Here is a 10,931-nt window from a genome sequence, read left to right on the forward strand (position 1 = left end):
ATCAGTTGCCTCCCCGCGGCAGGAACACGTTGAACACTTCGGCAAAAAGCCAGTTCAGGCCAAAGGAGAACACGGTGGCCACGATGGTCGCAATGAGCAGGGTCTTCCATCCGCGCGGCATCAGCGCCAGTTCGAGGCCGAAAATGAAAACAAAGCTGGCGATGGAGAAGCCCAGCATGGGCAGCACCACGATATAGGCCCCAAGCGCCGCAAGAACGACGAAGATCAGATGGCGACGGCGCGCCCAGGCAACCGCCTCGCACACGAACCGACCATAGGCGGCACTGGGCAACTTGCGTAGCGCGTCAATGATTGCGACCACTGACATTAGCATCAGGGCGCCAAAAACCATCTTTGGAAACGCCCCCGCACCAAGGCTCTCGAACCGGGAAGCCGGGATCGCCATGGCTGTGACAAACAGCCCGGCCGAAGCGAGCAGAATGAGAATATAGCTCAGGAGGCGGGCTGTTTCGCCCGCCTCCTGAGCACGGGCTTGGGGCGTCACCTTGTCGGTCACTGCGCGAGAACCTGCGACAGAGACTTCACAGTCGCGTCCAGCTTTTCAAGATAGGCGTGGTAGCCATCCTGGCCGCGGAACATCACCGACGCGCCGGCATTGTTGGTCTGCTCGACATAGGTCTCGTCCTGCGACAGTGCCTGCAGGGCCGCTTCCATCTTGTCGCGCGCTTCCTGGGGGGTGCCCTTGGGCATGACGATGCCGCGTGTCACGTTCAGTTCCAGATCAGCACCCAGTTCCATGAAGGTCGGCACATCCGGTGTTTCTTCGACCCGCTCGGGCGAACCGACGGCGAGGAATGCAAGGTCGCCGCTTTCGACGAATTGCAAAGAAGAGGAAATGTCGCCGATCGCTGCGTCGAGATTGCCGCCAACCAGCGCGCGGACACGCTCGCCAGTGCCTTCATAGCCGACATAGGAGAACTGAATGTCAAAGGCCTGCTCGATCATCGCCGCATGCAGGTGCGGCACACCACCCAGAGTCACGCCGATGGTGATCTCACCGGGGTTTTCCTTGGCGTAGCTGACGAATTCTTCGAAATTACCATAGTCGTCGGTGGGGTGCACAACGAGATACTGTGGCGAGGCGGTCATCAGCGCGATCGGCTCAAAATCGTCCCATGCCAGATCGGTGATGCCGGTCTCTGTCGCCACCAGCAATCCTTCGTGGACCTGGCTGATGGTATAGCCGTCGGCCTTGCGGCGCGAGGCTTCGCGCAGACCCACGGTACCGCCGACACCCGGCATGTTGATGATCGGCAGTTCGACGCCCAGATGCGGCTCGATATTGCCCGCGACCAGACGCATCAGCGTGTCCGAGCCGCCACCGGGCGACCAAGGCACAATGAACTCAACTGGGCGTTCGGGGTAGCCCTGCGCGGCCAGTGGCGCAGCGCTCAGGGTGGCAGCGGCGCAAAGGGCAGCAAAGCCCGTACGAAAAAACATTCAATATCTCCCTCATGATGAGCGCATTCGCCCGGATCTGGTTATGGGGCCGAACCTTAACAGAAGAGAAACAGTAAAAAAGCGCGTATTTCTTGCCATCAAAGCAAGAAAATCTTAACTTATGGCATGGACACCCGGCAACTCGAAACTCTCCTGGCAATCGTACACCACGGCGGCTTTGCTGCGGCTTCGCGGGCCGTCAACCTCACCGCCTCGGCGGTGAGCCAACAGGTTGTCGCGCTTGAACAGGAACTTGGAGCCACGCTGTTTGACCGCTCGCGGCGGCCGCCGGCGCTGACCTCGAAAGGAGCCGAAATGGTGCGGACGGCCCGCACCATCCTCCAACTGGCCAATGCGGCGAAATCGGCTGCCGAAGGTGGAGAAGTGCGCGGCACCCTGGCGATTGGCTCGCTGCGGACCTGCGCGCAATCGCTGATGCCGGTGGCAATCGCCAGCCTGCATGAGCGCTACCCGGACCTTTCGTTTCGGCTGCGGATCGGCATGTCGGAGGAATTGATGCGCGAGGTCGCGGCGGGCCAGCTTGATACCGCACTGGTCGCCGATCACGTTGCCGTCCCGCTGACCCTGCGCTGGACCGAGGTGCTGAATGAACCTCTGGCCCTACTGATCCCGCCCGGCATAGACGCCCGCGCCACCGAGGATGTGCTGCACCAAGTGCCCTATGTGCGCTACCAAACGCGCGTTCCACTCGCCCGTCAGATCGACACCGAGATCGCCCGTTTCGGCGCGGAGCCTGCGCAGATCATCACCGTCAATACCATGGCGGCGGTGATCGGCTGTGTGCAGGTGGGGCTGGGTTTCGCGGTGGTGCCCTCGGTCACTTTGCAGGATATCGTTCCCGGCAGCCTGCGCTGGCTGCCCTTCGGCTCGCCGCCGATTCGCCGACGTCTGGGATTGGTGCACAGCCCGCATTCCGACCGCAGTGAAGTACTGGGCGCACTGAGCAAAGAGCTTGCCGAGCGTGGTGCGGCCTTGTAGCGGCCTGGATGCCGGACGCGGCGCATGAAGCGATGCGCGACCTGGTCCGGCACGGGCAACCGCGATGAAGGTGCTCAATAAGGCACGCCAGCATCTGCAGGGTTTCCTGTTGCGCCACGGTTGCGTCTATCCCGGGAAGAAGGGCTGGACCAAGGCATACTGGCGCGGGCCCATCCGGCGCGACCTTCGAACGAAGAATGCCGCGGGAGAGACCACCGAACCAGTCAGCTCACACCGCGATCATGGGGTCTAAAGCATTTCTGCAAAAACTTGAATCGGGGGGGGCCTCGGCTGTGCTGGCTGTGATTCCTTCTGTTTGGGAGGATGGATCATGTCAGCACCATTGCCGAAGGCGCTCCGGGCGCGGTTTCAACGGTATATCGGAGAGGGTTTGAGTGGACGAGCAGCGGCGTTGCGGCTGAAGCTTTCGCCGGCCACGGGCGCAAGATGGGCACAGATGATCCGGACGCGCGGCCATGCCGATCCTGCGCCTCAAGGTCGTCCGTGAGGCCGCGGCAAGCTGGCACCTTACCGGCCGTTTTTCGAGGAACTGATCGCGCAGGATCCGGATATCACGCTCTTCGAGCTGCGTGATGCGCTCTGGGGGGCATCTCATGGGCAAGATTGCCCCCCAGCCCAAGCGCGAAATCATCTTTGCGGCGCGCAACCGCGACCAAGCCAAGACGGCTTTCGGGTTCCTCTTGGGGTTCATCGAGGGCTTGCCAGAGGATGAGCAAGAGCAATTCACGATCCGGCGCGGCTCTAAGCTGGAAGTGGAAACGGCTGAGAATGGCGGCGGTCTGGCACGGGTTATCGCGGCGGATGGCAAGTCCATTCTTGGCGGTGCCCCGACGCTGGCAATCCTTGATGAGCGGGCCGCTTGGGAAAGAGAAAAGGGCGATGCGTTGGAAAACGCTGTCCTGTCCGGTCTGGGCAAGCGGGATGGCCGCGCCCTGATTATCAGCACCAGTGCGCCGGATGATGCGAACACGTTTAGCCGCTGGTTAGATGAGCCGCCCCCCGGCACCTATGTGCAGGAACATCGCCCGGACCCCGGATTGCCCCCTGACGATCTGGCAAGCCTTCTGGTGGCCAATCCCGGCGCGGCTGAGGGCATCGGGCCGTCTGCGGAATGGCTGACGGCTCAGGCGCGGCGGGCGATTGCGCGGGGCGGCTCTGCCCTGTCCAGTTTCCGCAACCTCAATCGGAATGAGCGGGTGGCGTCTGATAACCGTTCGGTGCTGCTGACGGTGGACGAATGGCTTGCCTGCGAGGTGGCCCCCGATGATCTGCCCCGGCGTGACGGGCCGGTTGGAATGTGTGGGGGCCTTCCCCTGCAATCCGGGCCTTGCGGATCGTGGCCAAGCTGACGGCGTGTCGCATCGCTATGTCGAAATGTCCGACCGGGGCGAACTGGTGAAGATGGGTGACACGACCGTGCCCGTTGGCCGGTTCCTTGCCAGCGTTGTCGAGCGGTTGAACGGGCAGGCCCCGGCGGCAATCGCGGGTGACAGGTTCCGCCATGCTGAGTTTTTGGAAGCCCTGCGGGATGCTGGCCTTGATCGGGTGCCGTTCATCTGGCGCGGGTTCGGATGGAAAGACGGCTCTGAGGACATAGAGCGGACCCGGCGCGCGGTGTTCGAGGGGCAGGTGCGCACGGTGCCGTCGCTCTTGCTGCGCTCTGCGTTCGCGGGCGCGATCACGCTGGTGGACCCGGCGGGCAATCATAAATTGGCGGCTGGACGTAGCACGGGGCGGGTGGACCCCGTGGCCGCGACCTTTGTGGCCGTCGCTCAGGGGCAGCGCATGAAACGCGCGCCCGCAATCTCAGGGGGGCGCATGGCATGGGCATGATCGAAACGGCATCGCGGATTATCAAGAGGTTCGGGCAGATGGGCACGTTTGCTCGGCCCGGTGCAGACGGTGGAACGCCTTGGGCACCGGAACCGGGCGAACCGACATATCACACGGCAACCGTGGCCGTGGTGGCCTATGAACAGGAGCACCGCGACGGGACGCTTATTCAGGCGAATGACCTGCGGGTGCTGGTGTCTGTCGAGGGCTTGGACATTGTGCCGAACTTGGCGGATCGGCTGACCATTGGCGGGGTTGAGTATTCAATTGCGAATGTCACGCCGCTGGACGCCACAAAGCCCGGCAAGAGCTGGCTTGTGCACCCAGACTGGTTGGCGCTCTTCGAGGATCAAATCCGTCCTCTGGGGATCGGGACGCATTTCGGTAATTTCAGTGAAGCCGCCGGCGCATCCTATCGAGCATTGGCGGACGGTGATGCGGCCGCGAGATCCTGGGCTCGGATGCGTGCGTCGATCAGCGCGAATTAAAGATGCAGGCAGCCATCAAGCCAGGCTGTCTGATCGTTGCGGGGTCCTCTCGACGAAACCCCGCAACGATCTTGGGCCAGTGAAGGGCCCTGACCCCCGCGGCTTCCTCCTTCCGAGGTTTGTCAACGTGGGCCGCCACCTCATGGCCGCCACCCTTGTGCCGCAGCCCACATCGAAAAACCTTCAGAGAGCGGTCTTTCGCTGCGGTTTGATCAAATGGCAGCTCTACTTGAAGAACCTGACGTTCGATATTGATGATCAGGAGAAGCGCATGCTCTTTATAGATTTGTCAGCTGAGGGCTTGGACCAGCCTTTCGCCGCAAGCGGCTTCTGCGGCCAATAACATTCCAACTTGCTTGCGCAGGTCATGGGGAGGATGGTGTTGCCGCCAGAACAGCCAGGGCCTCTGCGTGCAGGGAAGCGCTGGCGGCGGCGATAACCTTGCCGTCCGATGCCAATGTGAGAGGCTCGCCTTGCCAGTCGGTGATCACACCACCCGCCCCTTCGATCACCGGGATGAGCGCCATGTAGTCATAGGGGTGCAAGTCCATCTCGAACAGCAAGTCAACATGGCCCGCGGCCAAAAGACCGTAGCCATAGCAATCGCCGCCGAACCGTCGCATGGCAGCCTTTTCCGATAGCTTCTCAAACTGCGCCAGTCCAGCGGCGTCGAAACTGTCCGGGCTGGTCGTGTAGAGGATCGCTTCGCCCAGGGCCGTTCGCCCACTGGTCTGGCAGGGCGTGCCGTTGAGTGTTGTGCGCTGGCCGCGCTGGCCGGTCCAGCGTTCGCCGGTAGGCGGAATCGAGATCACCCCGAGTTCTGGCGTGCCATCGGAGACGCAGGCGATCAGCGTGCCGAAGGTGGGCATACCGGACATGAAGCTCTTGGTTCCATCAATCGGGTCGATGACCCAGATGAGCGAGGCCTCCAGTCGCGCGCTCTCCTGTTCCTCTCCCAGAATGCCGTGGGTCGGGAACGCTTGCATGATCTGTCGGCGCATTTCGGCCTCGATGGCGCGGTCGGCTTGCGTGACTGGCGAGGCGTCTTCCTTTGCCTCGATTTCCAGCGGCTTGCGGAAGTAGGTCATGGCCATGGCGTCCGTAACGTCAGCCAAACCTTCAGCGAACTGTGCGAGCCGGTCAGTTTCCGGAAAGGTCGAGAGAGACTGCATGACTTTTCCTCAAATGCGGGGAACGGCGGGCCGCGAACGTACGCTTTAGAAATTTATCGTAGACAAATGCCGCAAAAATGCAAGACTACACAAATAACCCCAGACTCGAATTCCATGTCGGGCACCAGAACGGACCATCGCAAGGGTCTGCAGTCTTCCGGATACAGGCCGGACCAACAGAACCGAACCAACAAGGAGATCATCATGAAAACCTGGACACAGACCACCGCGCTGTCGATCGCGGCGCTTTGCCTTGCCGCACCGTCGCTGGCCGATGAACTGACCGTCTACACCGCCCTCGAGGAAGAAGAAATCGCGGCCTACGTGGAAGCGGCACAGGCCGCCATGCCAGACACCGAGATCAATGTCCTGCGCTTGTCCACTGGCAAGCTCGGTGCGCGGCTGCTGGCCGAAGCCGAGAATCCGCAGGCTGACGTGATCTGGGGTTGGGCCGTCAGTGCGATGATGGACCCGCAGATCCTGGAAATGCTGGAACCCTACGAGGCCGCCGGCTCCGACGTGCTGCCCGAGAAATTCCGCAGTGGCGACGGCAAGTGGTTCGCCCCCATCGGCTATATGGGCGCCTTCTGCGTGAACACCGCACGGCTCGAGGAAAAGGGCCTGCCGATGCCGTCGAGCTGGGCCGACCTGGAAGCCCCGGAATTCAAGGACGAGATCCTGATGCCCGATCCGAACTCCTCGGGCACCGGCTACCTGCACGTCAACGCCGTGCTGCAAAGCATGGGCGAAGAGGCCGGCTGGGCACAGCTGGAAGCGGTCGATCCCAACATGGCGCAATACACCTCTTCGGGTTCAAAACCATGCAAATCAGCCCGCGTGGGTGAATATACCGTCGGCATTTCGCTGGCATTCACCGCGATGCAGTCGATCGAGGAAGGCTACCCGCTGGCGATGGTCTTTCCCGAGGGTGGCGTGGGCTACGAGTTGGAAGCGTCGGGCCTGATGGCAAGCTCGGACAACAAGGACGCTGCGAAAGCCTTCCTTGACTGGACCATGTCTGATGAGGCGATCGGCCTTTACCAGGCCTACAAGGCACTGATCACCGTGCCGGGTGTCGATGCGTCGGAGGCGGCCGAGAAAGCTGGCCTTCCGGCTGACATCTCGACGATCCTGGCGGATGTGGATTTCATCAAGGCGGCGGAGGATCAGACGGCCGTAAAAGATCAGTGGAAAGAAAAATTCGGGCGCTGAGCCCGAGACTGGGGCGGCTTTGGCCGCCCCGACACTTGACGGGCCGGTCGCGAACCTCCCTAACGAACGAGAAAGCACGCCCCACATGTACCTGACCGTCCGCGACGCCACAAAGACCTACGGCGATTTCACCGCGCTCGACCGAGTGTCGATCGAGATCGAGAAAGGCGAGTTCGTCTGCTTGCTGGGCCCGTCGGGATGCGGCAAGACGACTTTGCTGCGGCTGATCGCAGGGCTGACCGAACTGGACGGTGGAACGATCACGCTGGAGGGCGCGACTCTTTCGGATCTTCCGGCCCGCAAGCGAGGGTTCGGGATCGTGTTCCAGTCATACTCACTCTTTCCGAATATGACGGTGGCCGAGAATATCGGTTATGGCCTGAAGATCCGGGGCGTTCGAAAAGACGACATCGCCGCACGGGTGCAGGAGTTGCTAGCGCTGGTTAAACTGCCTCAGGTGGCCGATAACCTGCCGGGGCAACTGTCAGGCGGCCAGCAACAGCGCATCGCGCTGGCGCGGGCCATTGCCGTGGATCCGCTCGTCCTGTTGCTCGACGAGCCGCTATCGGCGCTCGATGCCAAGGTCCGCTCGGTGCTGCGCGACGAGATCAGACAGGTGCAGCGCTCGCTGGGCATACCAACGCTGATGGTAACACATGATCAGGAAGAAGCGCTGGCGCTGGCCGATAAGATCATCTGCATGAACCACGGGGTCGTGGTGCAGGCGGGGACACCGGAAGATCTATACCACCGACCCGCTACGCGCTTTGTAGCGGAGTTCATGGGGATCAGTAACCTGCTCTCTGCAGACACGGTCGCGCAGCATTTTCCCGACCTGTTGTCTACTCGTCCCGCGTCTCAGGACAGCTATCTTGCCTGTATCCGACCCGAGCAGATCGAGGTGACCCCTTCCGAAACCGGTGCGGCCGTCGTCCGGAGCATCAGTTTCCTGGGCAACCTGCGGCGCCTGGAAGTGGAAAGCCCCGCCGGGACGCTTTTGGTCGAAACGCATGGCGGCAGTCCATATCACCCGGGCGACCGCGTTGAGCTAAGCATCGCACCCGAAACCTGCACATGGGTCGTTGACGACACTGCAGGAACCGAGGCGGTCTCGGCATGAGCCTCGCCGAGACGTCATCCCGCGCCCGTATGCGCCGCCGAATTGACGCCGATCGCCTGCTGACGCTGGCTTGCATCGGGTTGGCGCTGCTGGGCCTGATCCTGTTCTTCGCCTACCCGATGGTGATCGTATTCCTGCGCTCGATCACCGTTGGCGAGAATTATGGGTTGGGCAATTACACAGAAGTGCTGGGCTCATCCGGGTTCTGGCGGGCCACGCGGCATTCGCTGGCGATGGGGGGCGCGACCACCGCGCTGAGTGTGTTCCTCGGGTTCATCATCGCGCATGGCCTTTACCGCTGTGCATTTCGCGGCAAGTGGCTGATACGCAGCATCATAGTCCTGCCCCTGCTGGCCCCCTCGCTGGTACAGGCGCTCGGGCTGATCTTCCTGCTGGGCCGCAACGGCGTTATCAGTCGCGCGCTTGGGGTCGAAATCGAGATTTATGGGTTCTGGGGCCTGTTGATCGCGAACACCCTCTACGCGCTGCCACAGGCAGTGATGATCATCGGCGCGGCGTTGGTGCTCTTGGACGCCCGCACCTACGAGGCCGCCGAGGTCATGGGAGCGCCGCCGTGGCGGCAGTTCCGCGACCTGACCTTGCCCGCCGCGCGGTTCGGTATCCTGAACGCAGCGTTCGTCTGCTTTACCATCACCATAACCGATTTCGGCAACGCGGCGGTAATCGGCGGCGATTACTCGGTGTTGGCGACCGAGATCTACAGCCAGGTCGTGGGACAGCGAAACTTCAATATGGGTGCCGTGGTTGGCATCATGCTGCTTTTGCCCACGGTGATCTCCTACAGTATCGAGCGGCAGGCGATGAAACGGCAGCAGGCCGGACAAATCACCGGGCAGGAGCCCTATCGGCCCAGCTTTGCTCCGCTGCGTGACATCAGCATGGCGGCGCTGTCATTGCTGATCTGTGCCGGGATCGTTTCGGTTATCGGGATCGTGGTCTATGCCAGCTTCGTCACACTATGGCCTTACAACATGGCGCTGTCGCCCAAGCATTACGATATCACGCTGGCGGGCGGGTATTCATCGCTTTGGATAACGATCGTGATCTCGCTGGCTGCCGCAGCGGGCGGGACCGTCGCGGTTTTCCTTCTGGGTCTTGGTCTGCGACGCCTGCCCAAGGCAGTGGCGCAACCGATCCAGATCCTGGCCGCGATGCCGGCGGCTGTACCAGGCATGGTTCTGGGTCTGGCCTATATCCTGACGTTCAATTCCACGGCGACGCCGCTTTACCTGCTCTACGGTACTGCCGCGCTGATCGCGATCGTCAATTTCTATCACTACCACACACAAGGCTTCCTGACGCTGATGACCGGTTTCCGCCAGCTGCCCCTGGCACTGGAGGAAGCAGCCAATAGTCTTGGTGCCGGGCTGGGCAGGACGGCACGGGACATCGTGGCGCCTTTCATCGCGCCGATGCTGGTGTCGGTTTTCTTTTTTCTCTTCATGCGCTCCATGGTGACACTGTCGGCGGTCGTCTTCCTGACAACACCGGACCTGAGCGTGGCCGCCGTGACGATCATGCGGTTGGACGATGCCGGGCTGACCTCGCAGGCAGCGGCCTTCTCGACCTGCGTCATGGGGGTTGTCTGCTTGGCCGTCCTGTCTATGAAAGTGACACTGGCGCTGTTGCGACGGCGTGCCGGAAACAAGGGGTCGACCTGATGTGGGCGAAGGAGCGTCATCAACGGATCGTGTCGATGCTGGCGGCCAACCAGCAGGTCAGCGCAAACGATTTGGCCGGGATGTTGGGCGTGTCGCGCGAAACCGTCCGACGCGACCTACTCGACCTTGAAGAGGCGGGAAAGGTAGCGCGGGTGCATGGCGGTGCGGTTCTGCCCGAGGCGCGGACAGAGGATCCGTTTCAAAAGCGCATGAAGAGCCAGATCCGGGCCAAGTCCGTGATCGCGAAGAAAGCGGTCGGCCTGATCCAGCCGGGGCAAACGATCATGGTGGATGCCGGGTCGACCACTGCCGTGTTCGCCCGAGAGCTTGCGAAGGTGCCCGGGGCGTCGGTGATAACAAATTCGCTGGATATCGCCACGACGCTACAGGCCGCAAACATGGATGTACTCCTTCTGGGCGGTCGGATGGCAGCTGACGTGCCCGCCACGGTGGGCGAACTGACCCTTTCGGAAATCCGGCGTTTCGAGGTGGATCTGTGCTTTTCCGCGCCGGTGGCTCTGCATCCCGAGAAGGGGACATATTTCTACGACCTGCAAGAGGCCGAAATATCTGCCGCAATGGCAGCGCAGGCAGGTCGGGCGGTCGTGCTGGCGGATCATTCCAAGCTGGGAGGCACCACCCGAGTGCGTTCATGGGAGGTGGAGATGATCGGAACGCTCGTGACAAACCGAGCCGCGTCCGACGCACAGCTCGACGGGTTTCGAACGGCGGGGGTCGAGATCGTCTGACCACATCATTTGCCGAAGGCCTGAGCTCAACCGTGAGGGCCGCTGGCTCCGTTCGAGCAGAGGGCGACGGAAGGACGAAGCCGCTCGCGCGGCAATGGCGCTTGTGGCTGGCGTATTGAATCGATCCTGACGGCGCGCATTTTGTAATTTGGCTGACCTGTTTGACGATTGGGGTTTCTCAATCTGATGACAGG

At 61.9% G+C, this 10,931-nt stretch carries 12 protein-coding genes and 1 pseudogene; 10 read left to right on the plus strand and 3 right to left on the minus strand.

Going from position 1 to position 10,931, the window contains the following annotated elements; all coding sequences use genetic code 11:
- Position 1 precedes the first annotated feature (1 nt).
- Complete coding sequence (locus tag BHD06_RS20120) at positions 2 to 517, minus strand: tripartite tricarboxylate transporter TctB family protein (RefSeq protein WP_080458755.1); 516 nt, start codon at positions 515 to 517, stop codon at positions 2 to 4.
- Positions 514 to 1,461: a tripartite tricarboxylate transporter substrate binding protein gene (locus BHD06_RS20125; RefSeq protein ID WP_080458756.1), complete on the minus strand. Its 948-nt coding sequence runs from the start codon at positions 1,459 to 1,461 to the stop codon at positions 514 to 516. Before BHD06_RS20125 ends, BHD06_RS20120 begins: the two co-directional genes overlap by 4 nt.
- A gap of 126 nt (positions 1,462 to 1,587) precedes the next feature.
- On the opposite strand from BHD06_RS20125, the gene BHD06_RS20130 reads away from it, so the two are divergent.
- The 6 genes and pseudogenes from BHD06_RS20130 to BHD06_RS20150 all read left to right on the plus strand — a co-directional run bounded on the left by BHD06_RS20130 (position 1,588) and on the right by BHD06_RS20150 (position 5,145).
- Entirely contained in the window at positions 1,588 to 2,460 is an 873-nt protein-coding gene (locus BHD06_RS20130) for a LysR family transcriptional regulator (protein WP_080458757.1), read from the plus strand.
- Positions 2,454 to 2,626, plus strand: a pseudogene (locus BHD06_RS24520) (IS110 family transposase); the annotation flags it as partial. The gene BHD06_RS20130 and the pseudogene BHD06_RS24520, both read left to right, overlap by 7 nt.
- Positions 2,627 to 3,074: 448 nt before the next feature.
- Positions 3,075 to 3,830, plus strand: coding sequence for a phage terminase family protein (locus BHD06_RS24525; RefSeq protein ID WP_254892515.1), 756 nt, complete (start codon positions 3,075 to 3,077; stop codon positions 3,828 to 3,830).
- Positions 3,831 to 3,834: 4 nt separating this feature from the next.
- Positions 3,835 to 4,314, plus strand: a complete 480-nt coding sequence (locus BHD06_RS24530; RefSeq protein ID WP_254892516.1) for a hypothetical protein — start codon at positions 3,835 to 3,837, stop codon at positions 4,312 to 4,314.
- Positions 4,305 to 4,802 (plus strand): hypothetical protein, encoded by a 498-nt coding sequence (locus BHD06_RS20145; RefSeq protein ID WP_080458758.1) that lies wholly within the window; start codon positions 4,305 to 4,307, stop codon positions 4,800 to 4,802. Before BHD06_RS24530 ends, BHD06_RS20145 begins: the two co-directional genes overlap by 10 nt.
- Before the next feature lie 142 nt (positions 4,803 to 4,944).
- The gene (locus tag BHD06_RS20150) at positions 4,945 to 5,145 is read left to right on the plus strand and encodes a hypothetical protein (protein WP_139784811.1); all 201 of its coding nucleotides are present in this window, start codon (positions 4,945 to 4,947) and stop codon (positions 5,143 to 5,145) included.
- A 22-nt stretch (positions 5,146 to 5,167) separates the two neighbouring features.
- Here BHD06_RS20150 and hisN read toward each other — a convergent pair whose 3' ends face one another.
- Positions 5,168 to 5,974 (minus strand): histidinol-phosphatase, encoded by an 807-nt coding sequence (hisN, locus tag BHD06_RS20155; protein ID WP_080458760.1) that lies wholly within the window; start codon positions 5,972 to 5,974, stop codon positions 5,168 to 5,170.
- Between the two features lie 204 nt (positions 5,975 to 6,178).
- Between hisN and BHD06_RS20160 the strand changes: the two genes are divergently transcribed.
- From BHD06_RS20160 to BHD06_RS20175, 4 genes are all read left to right on the plus strand, one after another.
- Entirely contained in the window at positions 6,179 to 7,186 is a 1,008-nt protein-coding gene (locus BHD06_RS20160; protein ID WP_080458766.1) for an ABC transporter substrate-binding protein, read from the plus strand.
- An 85-nt stretch (positions 7,187 to 7,271) separates the two neighbouring features.
- Positions 7,272 to 8,306, plus strand: a complete 1,035-nt coding sequence (locus tag BHD06_RS20165; RefSeq protein ID WP_080458761.1) for an ABC transporter ATP-binding protein — start codon at positions 7,272 to 7,274, stop codon at positions 8,304 to 8,306.
- Positions 8,303 to 9,988, plus strand: coding sequence for an ABC transporter permease subunit (locus tag BHD06_RS20170; RefSeq protein WP_080458762.1), 1,686 nt, complete (start codon positions 8,303 to 8,305; stop codon positions 9,986 to 9,988). The genes BHD06_RS20165 and BHD06_RS20170 overlap by 4 nt, the downstream gene beginning before the upstream one ends.
- Positions 9,988 to 10,737, plus strand: coding sequence for a DeoR/GlpR family DNA-binding transcription regulator (locus BHD06_RS20175; protein WP_080458763.1), 750 nt, complete (start codon positions 9,988 to 9,990; stop codon positions 10,735 to 10,737). The genes BHD06_RS20170 and BHD06_RS20175 overlap by 1 nt, the downstream gene beginning before the upstream one ends.
- The last annotated feature ends 194 nt before the right edge of the window (positions 10,738 to 10,931 follow it).

Source organism: Roseovarius sp. A-2, assembly GCF_002072155.1.
Lineage (GTDB): Bacteria > Pseudomonadota > Alphaproteobacteria > Rhodobacterales > Rhodobacteraceae > Roseovarius.